This window comes from Methylicorpusculum sp. (assembly GCF_030651835.1).
Classification (GTDB): domain Bacteria; phylum Pseudomonadota; class Gammaproteobacteria; order Methylococcales; family Methylomonadaceae; genus Methylicorpusculum.
Genome location: NZ_JAUSBX010000032.1, coordinates 1 through 16,928 on the forward strand (window position 1 = coordinate 1; position 16,928 = coordinate 16,928).

The window sequence follows — 16,928 nt, forward strand, 5'->3', positions numbered from 1 at the left end:
GGAACAGTTCCAAAAGAATACATTTCATCTGTAGATAAAGGTATACAAGAGCAGATGAAAAATGGTGTAATAGCCGGCTACCCTGTGGAAGATGTCAAAGTAACTTTGTTTGACGGTTCTTACCATGATGTCGATTCAAATGAAATGGCTTTTAAAGTTGCCGGATCAATGGCTTTCAGAAATGGTGCGCTTGAAGCGTCACCTTCACTTCTAGAGCCGATTATGAAAATTGAAGTAGTGACTCCCGAAGATTATATGGGAGATGTGATGGGTGATTTGAATCGCCGTCGCGGCTTGGTGAATGGGATGGATGATGCACCAAGTGGAAAAATTATAAAGGCAGAAGTGCCATTAGCAGAAATGTTCGGTTACGCAACAGATTTACGCTCAGCTACACAAGGTCGTGCTACGTACTCAATGGAGTTTGCGAAGTACAGTGAAATTCCTGGAAATGTCGCTGAAGCAATCATTAACAAAACGAAATAAAACATAGTTGAACGAGGTAGATAGATGTCCAAGGCAAAATTTGAACGTACAAAACCCCACGTAAACGTGGGCACCATTGGTCACGTTGACCATGGAAAAACTACCCTGACTGCAGCGATTACGAAAGTAATGGCCGAAGCATCAGGTGGTGAATTCAAAGATTACGCGGATATTGATAACGCACCGGAAGAAAGAGAGCGCGGCATCACCATTGCGACAGCGCACGTTGAGTACGAAACACCTAATCGCCACTACGCCCACGTAGACTGCCCAGGCCATGCTGACTATGTTAAAAACATGATCACAGGTGCAGCGCAAATGGACGGCGCGATTTTGGTGGTTAACGCTGCTGACGGTCCGATGCCCCAAACCCGTGAACACATTCTGTTATCACGTCAGGTTGGCGTACCATACATCATTGTTTACTTGAACAAAGCAGACATGGTTGATGATGCTGAATTGATTGAGCTGGTTGAAATGGAAGTCCGTGAGTTATTGGACAAATATGATTTCCCAGGTGATGATACCCCGATCATTGTTGGCTCAGCGTTGAAAGCATTAGAAGGCGACACCAGCGAAATTGGTGCACCTTCAATTCACCGCTTAGCAGAAGCAATGGATACCTACTTCCCAGAGCCGAAACGTGCCATTGATGGTGCATTCTTAATGCCTATCGAAGACGTCTTCTCTATCTCTGGTCGTGGTACCGTTGTAACCGGTCGTGTAGAGCGCGGTATTGTTAAAGTTGGCGACGAGTTAGAAATCGTTGGTATCAAAGACACCCAAAAAACCACCTGTACAGGTGTTGAAATGTTCCGCAAATTACTTGACCAAGGTCAAGCAGGCGATAACGTTGGTGTGTTGTTACGTGGTACTAAACGTGAAGACGTTGACCGTGGTCAAGTACTGGCGCACCCAGGCACAATCAAGCCACACACCAAGTTTGAAGCGGAAGTGTACATTTTGTCGAAAGACGAAGGTGGTCGTCATACACCATTTTTCAATGGTTACCGTCCACAGTTTTATTTCCGTACTACCGACGTAACTGGTGCATGTGAATTACCAGCAGGTATTGAAATGGTCATGCCTGGTGATAACGTTAAGATGGACGTAACCTTAATCAATCCGATTGCGATGGAAGAAGGTTTACGTTTTGCTATTCGTGAAGGCGGCCGCACTGTTGGTGCTGGTGTCGTTGCTAAAATCGTCGAATAGTATGTAATGCTTATGGTTGAGCACATGGGTGCTCAACCGAATGGGAGCATATGTTAGGCCAGTAGCTCAATTGGCAGAGCGACGGTCTCCAAAACCGTAGGTTGGGGGTTCGATTCCCTCCTGGCCTGCCAGGCAGAAGAAAATAAAAAATATAAACAACTGAATATAATAATGAATACACAAGTTGAACCAAACACATCCTCGATGGGCGATGTTGTAAAGCAAGTAGCGTCCCTTGTGTTTGTGATTGCAGGTTTGGCGGCTTTTTATTATTTCTCAAGCTTCCCTTTGCTCTACCGTGTACTAGGTTTAGTCCTGGTAGTGATGTTGGCATTAGGGTTAATGCTAACTACAGCAATCGGAAAAAATGTTTGGGCATTTATGTTGGAGTCCAAACAAGAAGTAAGAAAAGTAGTTTGGCCTAACAGACAAGAAACAATAAGAACAACACTCCTTGTTTTCGCAATGGTCTTCATAGTTGGACTTATTTTGTGGGTCCTTGACATGTTTTTGTTTTCGGGTATACGTCTTTTGACTGGGCAAGGAGTCTAGTCAATGGCTTTGAGATGGTATGTTGTTCATGCTTACTCCAACTTTGAAAACAAAGTAAAGGAAGCCCTAGAAGAAAGAATTAAAAGAGATGGTTTAGGTGACTATTTCGGCAAGATCCTTGTTCCAACTGAGGAAATAGTTGAGATGAAGATGGGGCAGCAAAGAAAAAGCGAAAGAAAGTTTTTTCCAGGATATGTCTTGGTTCAAATGGAACTGACGGATGAAACTTGGCATATGGTAAGGGACGTGCCTAGAGTGCTTGGTTTTATTGGAGGGACCTCTGATAGACCTGCTCCTATATCCGATAAAGAAGCAATGGCAATCCTTAACAGAGTTGAAGAAGGCGTCAATAAGCCGCGTCCAAAGATACTCTTTGAAGCTGGTGAAGTTATCAGGGTAAATGACGGACCATTTAAAGACTTCAACGGAACGATTGAAGAAGTCAATTACGAAAAAAACAGATTAAGAATATCAGTCCTGATATTTGGAAGATCTACACCGGTTGAATTAGACTTCAATCAGGTAGAGAAAATATAAGCAGGCTGAAAAAATAAAATCTCGTGCGTTCACGCGCTCGAGATTTTTTTAATTGGGGAGCTGCAAAGCGTTATGACCCGCACTGGAGAGAAAAATGGCAAAAAAAATTAATGCATATATCAAACTACAGGTAAAAGCAGGCGAGGCTAATCCAAGCCCACCAGTTGGACCAGCATTGGGTCAGCATGGCGTGAATATTATGGAGTTTTGCAAGGCATTCAATGCAAAAACTCAAGATTTAGAAAAAGGCCTTCCTACACCTGTTGTTATCACCGTTTATAGTGATAGAAGCTTTACGTTTATTACAAAGACTCCGCCGGCAGCCATTCTGTTAATGAAAGCAGCAGGCATAAAAGGTGGAAGTGGAACACCCAATAAAGTCAAAGTCGGTACTGTTACTAAAGAGCAATTGGAAGAAATTGCCAAGACAAAAATGCCCGATTTAAATGCTGCCAGCCTAGATGCAGCAGTCAAAACAGTAGCGGGAACTGCTCGCAGTATGGGACTTAATGTGGAGGGTTTGTAATGTCTAAGCAATCTAAAAAAGCAAAGTTAATTAAATCAAAAATTGACAGAGCAAAGCAATACACAGTTAGTGAAGCGGTAGGATTACTGAAAGAATTAACTACAAATAAATTTGTTGAATCAATAGACGTCAGTGTTAATTTGGGCGTGGATCCAAGAAAGTCAGATCAAAATGTAAGAGGGGCTACAGTTCTGCCTAATGGAACTGGCAAGACTGTGCGTGTGGCCGTTTTTGCTCAAGGTGCAAATGCGGATGCAGCTTTACAGGCAGGCGCTGATATCGTTGGTATGGAAGATTTGGCTGATCAAGTTAAAAAGGGCGTTATGAACTTCGATGTAGTTATTGCTTCACCTGATGCAATGCGTGTCGTCGGTCAATTAGGTCAAATATTAGGTCCTAGAGGTTTAATGCCTAATCCAAAAGTAGGCACTGTAACACCCGATGTTGCAACGGCAGTTGTCAATGCAAAATCTGGACAAGTACGTTACAGAACTGACAAATCCGGAATAATTCATTGTACTATTGGCAAGGTGACCTTTGAGGCGGATGCAATTCAACAAAATTTGGAAGCCTTACTTTCAGATTTGAGAAAAGCAAAGCCTAGCGCAGCAAAAGGCGTTTACATGAAAAAAATAACGATTTCGTCCACTATGGGCCCAGGGATCTGGATTGACCAGAGCTCTGTCAGTTAATAAATATTAGAACTTTGGGTTGCCCGGATATATTGCGGCAACCGTCAAAGACCGCAGGTGTTTTAATAAACTTAATTTCCTGCGCAGACGGGAGCTTAACCTGAAAAGGTTAAAGGGACCGTAAGGGGCATCAAAAATATTGATGCATTTCGTTAGTTCTGATAAAAAAATCAGAAAGTGTACCGGAGGTAAACTGTGGCTCTAAATTTGGATGGCAAAAAAGCCGTCGTAGAAGAAGTTGCTGAATATGCCGCAAAAGCCCATTCTGCTGTTGCAGCAGAATACCGTGGATTAACAGTCACCGAGTTGACTGAATTACGTAAAACAGCCCGTGAAACAGGTGTTTATGTAAGGGTAGTAAAAAATACGCTGGCAAAAAGAGCAGTCAGTGGCACTGAATTTGAGTGTATGCAAAGTAGATTGGTAGGCCCTTTGTTATTAGCATTTTCAATGGAAGATCCTGGCAGTGCCGCTCGCTTGATAAGTGATTTTGCGAAAACAAAAAATAAACTTGTCACAAAAATTGTAGCGATCGGAGGACAGGCTTTTGATGGATCTGAGCTAGAGCGTCTTGCTAGACTCCCAACAAGAGATCAAGGCATCGGCTTGTTAATGTATGTGATGAAAGCACCAGTTGAAAAATTGGCGCGGACTTTGGCAGAGATCAGAGATCAAAAAGAAGCCGCATAACCTTTGTATTACCCAATTAAATTTATTATTAGAGGAAAAAAAGAATGGCAATTTCTAAAGAAGATATTTTAGAAGCAGTCTCGAACATGTCCGTTATGGAAATCGTTGACCTTATTTCTGCAATGGAAGAAAAGTTTGGCGTTTCAGCGGCAGCAGTATCGATGGCCGCTCCTGTTGCAGCTGCAGCAGTAGTTGAAGAACAAACTGAATTTGATGTAATTCTGACAGCTGCAGGCGCTAACAAAGTAGGCGCAATTAAAGCGGTTCGCAGTATCACCGGCCTGGGCTTAAAAGAAGCCAAAGATGCGGTTGAAGGCGTTCCTACTGTATTGAAAGAAGGTATCAGTAAAGCTGATGCCGACGCATTGAAGAAAGAACTTGAAGACGCCGGAGCTAGTGTCGAAATCAAGTAAAATTGATTATTGAAAAAAGGCAACAACCCCTTAAATATGGCTGGTGACAATTTTTGTCATCGGCCTTTTACTGCTTCATGCAAATGATCCCAGTAAACAATTCCTGATGAAATAGGTACGGAAGCAATATGGCCTACTCTTTTACCGAAAAAAAGCGCATTCGTAATAACTTTGGAAAAAGTACAGAAGTACTTGAAGTTCCCTATCTTTTAGCGACCCAAATTAATTCGTATTCCAGTTTCTTACAGTCCGGTCTGAACCCAGATAAAAGGTTAAGCATTGGTTTGCATGCGGCATTTAAAAGCGTGTTTCCAATTGAAAGCCATTCTGGGTATGCAGTTCTCGAATATGTGAAGTACAGATTAGGCGAGCCAACTTTTGATGTGAGGGAATGCCAACAAAGGGGAGCTACATTTGCTGCACCTTTGCGAGTGTTAGTGCGTCTTGTTATTTACGATAAAGAAGCTCCTGCAAATGCAAAAGTTGTAAAAGATATAAGAGAACAAGAAGTCTACATGGGTGAGTTACCGCTCATGACAGACAACGGAACGTTTGTTATTAATGGTACAGAGCGAGTCATTGTTTCTCAGCTTCATCGCTCGCCCGGTGTGTTTTTTGATCATGACAAAGGTAAAACCCATTCATCGGGCAAGCTGCTGTTTAATGCCAGGGTCATCCCTTATAGAGGATCATGGCTTGATTTTGAATTTGATCACAAAGATTGTGTCTTCGTCCGGATTGACCGGCGGAGAAAAATACCCGCTACGATTTTACTGAGAGCGTTAGGTTACGATAACGAAGAAATGATAAAGATTTTCTTTGAAACTAACCGATTTACTCTTTCTGAAAATAAATGCCTGTTTCATCTTATTCCCGAGCGCTTAAGAGGGGAAATTGCAGCCTTTGACTTTAAGCTAAATGACAAAGTGCTGATAGAGGAAGGGCGCAGAATTACGGCCAAGCATATTCGTCAGTTAAATGAAATTGGTATGGCTGAAATTGAGGTGCCAAGAGGGTATCTTCATGGAAAAATTTTAAGCCATAATTTGATTAACAAATCAACGGGTGAAATCGTTGCAAATGTTAATGACGAATTGACAGGTGATTTATTACAAAAAATCATTGATAACGGTGTTGAGGAAATCAATACCCTGTATGTCAACGATTTGGATAGAGGGCCGTATATTTCTAATGCGATGAAAGTGGATACCACTAATAATCAACTAGAGGCTTTGGTTGAAATCTATCGAATGATGCGTCCTGGTGAGCCGCCAACTAAGGAATCGGCAGAAAATCTATTCCAAAATCTTTTCTTTACTGAGGAAAGATATGATTTGTCCAGTGTAGGGCGAATGAAATTCAATCGACGTTTAGGACGTCAAGAGGTTCTTGGAACCAGCACTCTAAGCAAAGAAGACATTATTGATGTGCTGAAAGAGTTGATCAACATCAGAAACGGAAACGGTGTTGTTGATGATATTGACCACTTGGGTAATAGACGTGTCAGATCCGTCGGTGAAATGATCGAGAATCAGTTCCGTGTTGGTTTGGTGCGAGTCGAAAGAGCCGTTAAGGAACGATTGACATTGGCGGATTCAGAAGGACTGATGCCGCAAGAAATTATCAATGCAAAGCCTGTTTCTGCTGCGGTCAAAGAATTTTTTGGTTCTAGTCAATTGTCCCAATTCATGGATCAAAACAATCCATTGTCGCAAGTGACGCATAAACGACGTGTATCAGCGTTAGGGCCTGGCGGTTTGGCCAGAGAGCGTGCAGGTTTTGAAGTTAGAGACGTTCACACAACTCATTATGGTCGTGTTTGCCCTATTGAAACACCAGAAGGTCCCAATATCGGTTTGATCAACTCGTTATCTGTTTATGCCAGAACCAACGAGTATGGTTTCCTGGAAACGCCATACCGGAAGGTCGTAGAGGGAAAAGTGACTGACCAGGTCGATTACTTATCCGCTATAGAAGAAGGCGAATATGTTATTGCTCAGGCAAGTGTTGGTGTAGATGATAATGGCAAGTTGATTGAGGGGCTTGTTTCCTGTCGGTATAAAGACGAATTTACATTGGCAATGTCTGATACCGTTCAATATATGGACGTATCATCAAAACAAATTGTCTCCGTTGCCGCTTCAATTATTCCTTTTCTTGAACATGATGATGCTAACCGCGCATTGATGGGATCAAACATGCAGCGTCAGGCTGTGCCAACATTGAGAGCTGAAAAGCCTCTTGTCGGTACTGGAATGGAGCGAACTGTTGCGAAGGATTCGGGTGTTTGCGTTGTTGCGACTCGCGGAGGTAGCGTTGAAGCTGTTGATGCGGCAAGAATCGTGGTCCGCGTGAATGATGCAGAAACAGAGGCGGGTGAACCCGGGGTTGATATTTACAACCTTACCAAGTACACCCGCTCCAATCAAAACACCTGTATTAACCAAAAGCCACTGGTAAGACCGGGCGACATCATTAACAAAGGTGATATTTTGGCAGATGGCCCATCTACAGATATGGGTGAACTGGCCTTAGGTCAGAATATGTTGGTGGCGTTTATGCCATGGAACGGATACAACTTTGAAGATTCGATTCTGGTTTCGGAGCGGGTGGTTAAGGAAGATCGTTTCACCACGATTCATATTGAAGAAAAAACCTGTGTTGCCAGAGACACCAAGCATAATCCTGAGGAAATCACGGCAGATATTCCTAATGTCAGCGAAGAAGCGTTATCCAAACTAGATGAATCAGGCATCGTTTATGTTGGTGCAGAAGTTAAGGGTGGAGATATTTTAGTTGGAAAAGTAACCCCTAAAGGGGAAACCCAGCTAACCCCTGAGGAAAAACTGCTACGGGCTATTTTCGGTGAAAAAGCAGCCGACGTTAAAGATACTTCCCTGCGTGTTCCGAATGGTGTAGAAGGCACTGTCATTGACGTTCAGGTTTTCACTAGAGATGGCGTTAAAAAGGATAAACGCGCGCTAGAAATAGAAGAAAATGAAATTAAACGTTATAGAAAGGATCTGGACGATCAGCTGAAGATTGTAGAACAGGACATTTACTCTCGTGTTGCAAAAATGCTGGTGGGTAAAAAGATTGAGTCAGGCCCTGGAAAAATAAGTTCAGGGGAAACAATTACTCAAGAATCTCTTGACCAACTGAAACAGTCTCAATGGTTGTTGTTTAAATTAAATGATGAAAATATAAATTTACAACTTGAAGCGATTGCCGAGCAAATTGAACAAAGAAGAAAGGATTTCGAAGCTAAATTTGAAATCAAGCGTAAAAAAATCACCATGGGTGATGATTTAGCGCCTGGTGTTCTAAAGATGGTAAAAGTCTATTTAGCTGTTAAACGCCGTATCCAGCCAGGTGATAAAATGGCCGGAAGACACGGTAATAAAGGGGTCATATCAATGATAAGGCCTATAGAAGACATGCCGTATACAGCTGATGGCAATCCGGTTGATATCGTTTTAAATCCATTGGGCGTACCTTCCCGGATGAACGTAGGGCAAGTACTTGAGACACATTTAGGTTGGGGCGCGAAGGGATTGGGCTTGAAAATAGGGAAAATGCTCGAGGCTCAAGCTCAAGCTACAGAAATCAAAGCATTTTTAGAAAAAATCTATAACACCAGCGGACGAAAAGAAAGCTTGGATGAATTCAACGAAGTTGAAATTCTCGAGTTGGCAAAGAATCTTGTTGGTGGTGTGCCGATGGCAAGTCCTGTATTTGACGGGGCTACCGAAGAAGAAATTAAAACAATGTTGCGTTTAGCCGATCTTCCGGAACATGGTCAGACGGTACTTTATGATGGTTTGACAGGCGAGCCTTTCGAAAGAGAAGTCACTGTAGGCTATATGTACATGTTAAAACTCAATCACTTGGTCGATGACAAGATGCATGCTCGCTCTACAGGACCTTACAGTCTTGTTACTCAGCAGCCATTGGGTGGAAAAGCCCAGTTTGGCGGGCAAAGGTTTGGTGAGATGGAGGTGTGGGCATTGGAAGCATACGGTGCAGCCTATACGTTACAAGAAATGTTGACGGTAAAATCGGATGATGTAACAGGTCGTACTCGAATGTACAAAAATATTGTAGATGGTGATCATAAAATGGAGCCGGGTATGCCGGAGTCCTTTAACGTATTAATAAAAGAGATACGTTCACTGGGTGTCAATATTGAATTAGAGAGTGATTAATTGTATGCATTTCGCTTTACAGTTTTTTGCTCTTAGCATTTGCTAAATTGTATTTAAAGAGGACTAGCTCTTGAAAGATTTAATGAATTTTCTTAAACGTCAAGGTCGTACTGAAGACTTTGATGCCATACGAATCGGTTTAGCATCTCCCGATATGATCCGTTCATGGTCTTACGGTGAAGTAAAAAAACCGGAGACAATAAATTATCGTACGTTCAAGCCGGAGAGAGATGGTTTGTTCTGTGCGAAAATATTCGGCCCAGTCAGTGATTACGAGTGCTTATGCGGCAAGTATAAGCGGCTCAAGCATCGCGGCGTGATTTGTGAAAAATGCGGTGTAGAAGTCACTCTGTCAAAAGTGCGCAGAGAAAGAATGGGGCATATAGAACTTGCAAGCCCCGTTGCACATATCTGGTTTCTAAAGTCATTGCCCTCAAGAATTGCGTTGCTGCTGGACATGACGCTGCGTGAGATTGAACGGGTTCTTTATTTTGAGTCTTTTGTTGTCCTGGATGCAGGCACAACCTCTTTAAATAGAGGTCAATTGTTGACCGATGACGAATATTTAGATGCGGTCGAAAATCATGGCGATGATTTTGTCGCAAAAATGGGTGCAGAAGCTGTCTATGAGCTGTTAAAGAGTATTGACTTAAAAATGGAGATTACTCGTCTTCGTGAAGATATACTCGGCACCAATTCTGAAACAAAAATTAAAAAATATTCAAAACGATTGAAGCTGATGGAGTCCTTAGTGGCTTCAAAAAATCATCCTGAATGGATGATCATGCAGGTTCTTCCAGTACTTCCTCCAGAATTAAGGCCATTGGTGCCTTTGGACGGCGGGCGTTTTGCTACCTCGGATCTTAATGATTTGTACCGTAGAGTGATTAACAGAAATAACCGGCTTAACCGATTATTGGACCTGAATGCGCCTGACATTATTGTCAGAAATGAAAAACGGATGTTGCAGGAATCTGTTGACGCGTTATTGGACAATGGCCGTCGTGGTAGAGCAATAACCGGAACCAATAGAAGACCTTTAAAATCATTGGCAGACATGATTAAAGGTAAACAAGGGCGCTTCAGGCAAAATCTGTTAGGTAAACGGGTCGATTATTCTGGCCGTTCAGTAATTGTGGTGGGGCCTACACTTCGCCTCCATCAGTGCGGTTTACCAAAGAAAATGGCTTTGGAATTATTTAAGCCGTTTATCTTCAGCAAACTTCAATTACGCGGATTGGCAACAACCATCAAAGCTGCCAAGAAAATGGTGGAGCGTGAGGGCACTGAAGTATGGGATATTTTAGAAGAAGTTATTCGCGAGCATCCTATTCTCCTGAATAGAGCGCCTACACTTCACCGGTTGGGTATACAAGCATTTGAGCCCATCTTGATTGAAGGTAAAGCGATTCAGTTGCACCCGCTGGTCTGTAGCGCATTTAACGCCGACTTTGACGGTGACCAAATGGCGGTTCATATTCCTTTGTCTATCGAGGCTCAGCTCGAGGCAAGGACATTGATGATGGCTACCAATAATATTCTCTCGCCAGCAAATGGTGAGCCTATTATTAATCCTTCTCAAGACGTTGTTCTTGGTTTGTATTACATAAGCAGAGAGAAGATTAATGCGAGGGGTGAAAATAGTATTTTTGCTTCAACAGCTGAAATACATAAAGCCATTGAATGCAAGTCTGTTGAATTGCAAGCAAAGATTAGTTTAAGAATTACTGAAAAGCTGATATCGGATGACGGCGAAACGGTTTCAAAGACTTATAGAGTCGATACAACCGTAGGTCGCGGCCTTATATGGGAAATCATCCCGGAAGGAGTGCCTTATTCGGTAATCAACTGTGACATGACTAAAAAGAATATATCCAGGTTGATCAATTATTGCTACCGGCATTTGGGTATCAAGGAGACAGTCATACTGGCTGATCAGTTGATGTATTTAGGATTCAGATATGCCACAATTTCAGGTGTGTCTTTTGGTATTGAAGATATGGCAATTCCAGCCAAAAAAGTCGATATCATTAAAATGGCCGAAGCTGAAGTTAATGAAATTCAGAACCAATATTCCTCAGGTCTGGTTACCGACGGTGAGCGATATAACAAGGTTGTTGATATTTGGTCGCATGCCAATGATCAAGTAGCCAAAGTGATGATGGAAGGATTGGGTGAAGATGAGGTTATTGATTCAAATGGAAATAAGCTGAAACAAAAATCCTTTAACTCAATTTTCATGATGGCGGAATCCGGAGCTAGAGGTTCGGCAGCGCAGATCCGCCAATTGGCAGGGATGCGAGGCTTGATGGCAAAGCCTGATGGGTCAATCATTGAGACACCAATTACGGCTAACTTCCGAGAAGGTCTAGACGTACTTCAATATTTCATATCAACCCATGGTGCTCGTAAAGGTTTGGCGGATACGGCTTTAAAAACTGCAAACTCAGGTTATCTGACAAGACGTTTGGTTGATGTGGCACAGGATCTGGTAATTACTGGAGATGACTGTGGTACAAATCAGGGTTTGATGATGATGCCGATCATTGAAGGCGGCGATGTTGTTGAGCCATTGTCAGAGCGAGTATTGGGTCGAGTCATCATTAGTGACGTGAAAGATGCCTCCGGCGAAAATGTGGTGGTCAAGGGCGGTACATTGCTTGATGAGCATTGGGTGTCAGTCTTAGAAGAAAACAGTATTGATCAGGTTTATGTCCGGTCAATCATTACCTGTGAAAATCGCTTTGGTGTCTGTGCGTCTTGCTATGGTCGAGATCTGGCTCGCGGGCATGTCGTCAACATCGGTGAAGCGGTGGGTGTCATTGCCGCTCAATCAATTGGTGAGCCAGGAACTCAGTTAACTATGCGTACTTTCCATATCGGTGGTGCAGCATCGCGTTCGGCGGCAATAAGTAACGTCCAGGTTAAATCGGCTGGAACAGTCAAGTTGAGCAATTTAAAAACAGTAACCAATAGAGAAGGCAATCTTGTTGCAGTATCCCGGTCAGGCGAGGTTGGTGTTGTCGATGATTATGGACGTGAACGTGAACGTTACAAAATACCTTACGGCTCAGTATTGTCCGTGCAGGAAGGTAGTAAAGTAAATGCCGGGCAAATAATAGTAAACTGGGACCCGCATACTCACCCTGTTATTACAGAAGTAGAGGGTATTGTAATTTTGAATGATTTTGTTGACGGGGTAACCGTACAGCAGCAATCAGATGAAATTACCGGTTTAAGTTCTCTAGTCGTAATTGATCCAAAACAAAGAGGAAGTGCGGGTAAAGAACTAAGGCCAATGGTGAAGTTACTAGCTGAGTCGGGAGAATCAATTAATATTCCCGGAACCGATATTCCTGCGCAGTATTTTTTACCAACAGGTGCGATTGCGGGTATTAAAGATGGAGAAAAGGTCAGGGTAGGTGATGTATTAGCTAGAATCCCTCAAGAATCAAGTAAGACACGGGACATTACTGGGGGCCTTCCTCGCGTTGCCGACTTATTTGAAGCAAGAAAAACAAAGGATCCGGCTATTCTTGCAGAGACAAGTGGCACTATTTCGTTTGGAAAAGAGACAAAGGGTAAGCAAAGGGTTGTTATAACTGACTCAACCGGCGAACAATTTGAAACTTTGATTCCAAAATGGAGGCATATAACCGTTTTCGAAGGGGAGTATGTGGAAAAAGGTGAAACGATTGCTGAAGGCGAATTAACTCCGCATGACATCCTGAGGTTGAGAGGGGTTGAAGAGCTTGCCAACTATTTGGTTAAAGAAATACAGGATGTCTATCGATTACAAGGTGTAAAAATCAATGATAAGCATATTGAAGCCATTATTCGTCAAATGCTTAGAAAAGTTGAGATATTGTCTTCCGGTGACACTGACTTCTTGAAGGGCGATCAGGTTGAGCGTTCGTTAGTAAGAGAAGTTAATGAAAAGATGGAAAATGAAGGCAAAATTCCGGCAACGATTGAACCCATTCTTTTGGGAATAACAAAGGCTTCGTTAGCTACCGAATCATTCATATCAGCGGCTTCTTTTCAAGAGACGACGCGAGTACTGACCGATGCGGCAGTTAGAGGTCTGAGTGATGGATTGCATGGGTTAAAAGAGAATGTAATCGTAGGTCGATTAATCCCGGCTGGTACTGGTTTGGCTTATCATGAATTAAGGCATGCGCGAAGACAAACTGCTTCAAATGAGCCTTCCATTGAAAACGAATCAATATCGTCAGTAGATACAGATGAGGTAGAAGAGGCGCTTAAACAAGCGTTAAATACTGAATAGAAAGCATTTTTATTAAATTGGCTTGACCTGATAAAAGTTAGGCGTTACTATAATTGGCTCGAATGAGCTAACATGATAAATCAGGTTTAAGCATCATGACCGCTGCGCATGGATTTATGCTCAGCGGTTATTTTTATTGCTAAACAGATAAATTAAATATTGGAGTGTCAAAGTTATGGCCACGATCAACCAATTGGTTCGTAAGCCGCGTGCTAGAAAAATAGAAAAAAGCAATGTGCCGGCATTAGAGGCGTGTCCGCAAAGAAGAGGTGTATGTACGAGGGTATATACTACTACGCCTAAGAAGCCAAATTCCGCATTGCGGAAAGTTGCACGGGTACGGCTCACAAACGGATCTGAAGTAAGTAGCTATATCGGCGGTGAAGGGCATAATCTTCAAGAGCATTCGGTTGTCCTGATAAGGGGTGGTCGAGTAAAGGACTTGCCTGGTGTGCGTTATCACGTAGTGCGTGGTAGCCTGGATACTTCAGGTGTAAAAAATAGAAAATGTGGTCGTTCTAAATATGGAACAAAGAGACCTAAAGCCTAATGTCGGTTGGTGAATTGAATGTCTAGAAGAAGAGTTGCAGCAAAAAGAGATGTCATACCAGATCCTAAATTTAGCAGCGTTATGCTTTCTAAGTTTATGAATATGGTTATGGTGAGCGGCAAAAAATCCGTGGCAGAAAGCATTGTTTATGGTGCATTGGATGTCATTGAGTCAAAAGGGCATGCAGAACCCCTGGAAGTATTAACAAAAGCTTTGGAGAATGTTCAACCTCGCGTTGAGGTTAAATCCAGACGCGTTGGTGGTGCTACATACCAAGTTCCTGTTGAAGTACGTTCTTCGCGTCGATCGGCTTTAGCCATGAGATGGTTGATAGATGCCGCAAGAAAAAGAAACGAAAAGAATATGCCTGCAAAATTAGCAGGTGAATTGCTGGATGCTTTTGAAAATAGAGGCGCTGCAGCAAAAAAGAGAGAAGAAACTCATAGAATGGCTGATGCTAACAAGGCATTCTCACACTATCGTTGGTAATGAAATAAAATAAGGTTCGCCGGTGTCTCGATTAACCCCTATTAGCCGTTATCGTAATATCGGAATAATGGCTCATATAGATGCCGGAAAGACAACAACAACCGAGCGAATTCTTTTTTATACGGGTGTTTCACACAAGATTGGTGAAGTGCACGATGGTGCGGCAACTATGGACTGGATGGCGCAAGAGCAGGAAAGAGGTATAACCATCACTTCTGCTGCAACCACCTGCTTCTGGAGTGGGATGTCCAAACAGTTCCAAGTACATCGTATCAATATTATAGATACACCGGGACATGTTGATTTCACAATAGAAGTAGAAAGATCTTTAAGAGTCCTGGATGGTGCCTGTGCGGTTTTTTGCGCTGTTGGTGGAGTAGAGCCGCAATCGGAAACAGTTTGGCGACAAGCGAATAAATATCACGTTCCACGGTTAGCTTTCATCAATAAAATGGATAGATCGGGAGCTGACTTTCTTCGTGTAGTTAAGCAGATTAAGGATCGTTTAGGTAGCAAAGCAGTGCCGATACAGTTGCCTATTGGTTCTGAGGAGAAATTCGAAGGAATTGTCGATCTTATTAAGATGAAGGCAATCTACTGGGATGATTCAACCAAAGGTGTCGAGTTTAAGGAAAAAGAGATACCGGAGGCAATGGAAAGCCTTTGCAGAGAATGGCGCGATCATCTGGTCGAATCTGCTGCTGAAGCGAACGATGAGTTAATGGACAAGTATTTAAACGAAGGAACGTTAGATGATGAGCAAATCAGGTTCGGCTTAAGAGAAAGAACTCTTAGAAATGAAGTGGTGCCTACTTTATGTGGTTCTGCTTTTAAAAATAAGGGTGTTCAAGCCATGCTGGATGCAGTAATTGAATACATGCCCTCCCCCATAGATGTAAAGCCAATAAGTGGTTTGGTGGATGACGGAGAGGCAGAAGAAGTAAGAAATGCAGAAGATACGGAACCATTTGCTGCTCTAGCTTTTAAAATTGCGACAGATCCTTTTGTAGGTACATTGACCTTCTTTAGAGTTTACTCGGGTGTATTAAACTCAGGTGATGCAGTTTATAACGCTACAAAAATGAAAAAAGAACGCATAGGACGGCTAGTTCAAATGCATGCAAACTCCAGGGAAGAGATAAAGCAAGTTCAAGCTGGCGATATTGCTGCTGCTATTGGGTTAAAAGATGTGACTACCGGTGACACATTATGTGATCTAAAGTCAATTATCCTTTTGGAGAAAATGGATTTTCCTGAGCCGGTTATTTCTGTTGCTGTGGAGCCAAGAACAAAAGCAGATCAGGAAAAAATGGGTGTAGCTTTAAGTAAGCTTGCCCAAGAAGATCCTTCTTTTAGGGTTCATACAGATTCAGAGTCCGGGCAAATAATCATTGCCGGGATGGGTGAGCTACATCTTGAGATTATAGTCGACAGGATGAAAAGGGAATTCGGAGTAGAGGCTAATGTAGGCGCTCCACAGGTAGCTTATAGGGAGACGATCAGGAAGTCGGTTGAACAAGAAGGGAAATTTATAAGGCAGTCTGGCGGTAAAGGCCAATATGGACATGTTTGGTTACGAATAGAACCAAAAGAACAAGGTACAGGATATGAATTTGTCAATGAAGTTGTGGGTGGTGTTGTTCCTAAGGAATACATACCAGCAGTTGACAAAGGTATACAAGAGCAATTGCAAAATGGAGTTTTAGCCGGCTATCCGATGGTTGATGTCAAAGTTAGCTTAACTGATGGCTCTTATCATGATGTCGACTCAAGTGAGATGGCTTTCAGAATTGCAGGTTCAATTGGGTTCAAAGAAGGCGCGAAAAAAGCTAATCCGGTATTACTAGAGCCGATTATGAAAGTTGAAGTGATGACGCCGGAGGATTACATGGGAGATGTAGTCGGTGATATCAATAGAAGGCGAGGTTTAATTCACGGAATGGATGATACGCCATCAGGAAAACAAATAACGTGCGAAGTGCCGTTAGCGGAAATGTTTGGTTATGCGACTGATTTGCGTTCTGCAACACAGGGGCGTGCAACATATAGTATGCAATTTGAAAGATACGCAGAAGCACCAGCAAACGTTGCAGAAGCAATTATAAAAAAAGTTTCATAGTGAAATAAAACACAGGTATTGACTCATGTCCAAAGAAAAATTTGAACGTAAAAAACCCCATGTAAACGTAGGCACCATTGGTCACGTTGATCATGGTAAAACGACCTTAACAGCGGCATTGACGAAAGTCATGGCGGATTTGCGTGGAGGCACCTTCAAAGCCTAC

General features: G+C 42.6%; 13 protein-coding genes, 1 tRNA gene and 1 pseudogene. All 15 read left to right on the top strand.

Going from position 1 to position 16,928, the window contains the following annotated elements:
• Nucleotides 1-486, top strand: a pseudogene (gene fusA / locus Q7V32_RS03965) (elongation factor G); the annotation flags it as partial.
• 24 nt (nucleotides 487-510) lie between these two features.
• Nucleotides 511-1,701: an elongation factor Tu gene (gene tuf / locus Q7V32_RS03970; protein WP_304895689.1), complete on the top strand. Its 1,191-nt coding sequence runs from the start codon at nucleotides 511-513 to the stop codon at nucleotides 1,699-1,701.
• A 55-nt stretch (nucleotides 1,702-1,756) separates the two neighbouring features.
• Nucleotides 1,757-1,832, top strand: a tRNA-Trp gene (locus Q7V32_RS03975).
• Nucleotides 1,833-1,872: 40 nt separating this feature from the next.
• Nucleotides 1,873-2,253, top strand: coding sequence for a preprotein translocase subunit SecE (secE, locus tag Q7V32_RS03980; RefSeq protein WP_304895690.1), 381 nt, complete (start codon nucleotides 1,873-1,875; stop codon nucleotides 2,251-2,253).
• Between the two features lie 3 nt (nucleotides 2,254-2,256).
• Nucleotides 2,257-2,790, top strand: coding sequence for a transcription termination/antitermination protein NusG (nusG, locus tag Q7V32_RS03985; protein ID WP_304895691.1), 534 nt, complete (start codon nucleotides 2,257-2,259; stop codon nucleotides 2,788-2,790).
• A gap of 94 nt (nucleotides 2,791-2,884) precedes the next feature.
• Nucleotides 2,885-3,316: a 50S ribosomal protein L11 gene (rplK, locus tag Q7V32_RS03990; RefSeq protein WP_304895692.1), complete on the top strand. Its 432-nt coding sequence runs from the start codon at nucleotides 2,885-2,887 to the stop codon at nucleotides 3,314-3,316.
• Nucleotides 3,316-4,008 (top strand): 50S ribosomal protein L1, encoded by a 693-nt coding sequence (gene rplA, locus Q7V32_RS03995; RefSeq protein ID WP_304895693.1) that lies wholly within the window; start codon nucleotides 3,316-3,318, stop codon nucleotides 4,006-4,008. The genes rplK and rplA overlap by 1 nt, the downstream gene beginning before the upstream one ends.
• Before the next feature lie 195 nt (nucleotides 4,009-4,203).
• Nucleotides 4,204-4,698 (top strand): 50S ribosomal protein L10, encoded by a 495-nt coding sequence (rplJ, locus tag Q7V32_RS04000; RefSeq protein ID WP_159658995.1) that lies wholly within the window; start codon nucleotides 4,204-4,206, stop codon nucleotides 4,696-4,698.
• A 44-nt stretch (nucleotides 4,699-4,742) separates the two neighbouring features.
• Nucleotides 4,743-5,111 (top strand): 50S ribosomal protein L7/L12, encoded by a 369-nt coding sequence (rplL, locus tag Q7V32_RS04005; RefSeq protein WP_159658994.1) that lies wholly within the window; start codon nucleotides 4,743-4,745, stop codon nucleotides 5,109-5,111.
• A gap of 128 nt (nucleotides 5,112-5,239) precedes the next feature.
• A complete protein-coding gene (gene rpoB / locus Q7V32_RS04010) occupies nucleotides 5,240-9,316 on the top strand; it encodes a DNA-directed RNA polymerase subunit beta (RefSeq protein WP_304895694.1) in 4,077 nt (1,358 codons plus the stop codon).
• Nucleotides 9,317-9,386: 70 nt separating this feature from the next.
• Nucleotides 9,387-13,604, top strand: coding sequence for a DNA-directed RNA polymerase subunit beta' (rpoC, locus tag Q7V32_RS04015; RefSeq protein WP_304895695.1), 4,218 nt, complete (start codon nucleotides 9,387-9,389; stop codon nucleotides 13,602-13,604).
• A gap of 175 nt (nucleotides 13,605-13,779) precedes the next feature.
• Nucleotides 13,780-14,154 (top strand): 30S ribosomal protein S12, encoded by a 375-nt coding sequence (rpsL, locus tag Q7V32_RS04020; protein WP_159658992.1) that lies wholly within the window; start codon nucleotides 13,780-13,782, stop codon nucleotides 14,152-14,154.
• A gap of 18 nt (nucleotides 14,155-14,172) precedes the next feature.
• Nucleotides 14,173-14,643: a 30S ribosomal protein S7 gene (gene rpsG, locus Q7V32_RS04025; RefSeq protein WP_304895696.1), complete on the top strand. Its 471-nt coding sequence runs from the start codon at nucleotides 14,173-14,175 to the stop codon at nucleotides 14,641-14,643.
• A gap of 22 nt (nucleotides 14,644-14,665) precedes the next feature.
• The gene (gene fusA, locus Q7V32_RS04030; protein ID WP_304895697.1) at nucleotides 14,666-16,762 is read left to right on the top strand and encodes an elongation factor G; all 2,097 of its coding nucleotides are present in this window, start codon (nucleotides 14,666-14,668) and stop codon (nucleotides 16,760-16,762) included.
• Nucleotides 16,763-16,787: 25 nt separating this feature from the next.
• Nucleotides 16,788-16,928: GTP-binding protein (locus Q7V32_RS04035; protein ID WP_304895698.1), on the top strand; the 141-nt coding region annotated here is incomplete at its 3' end.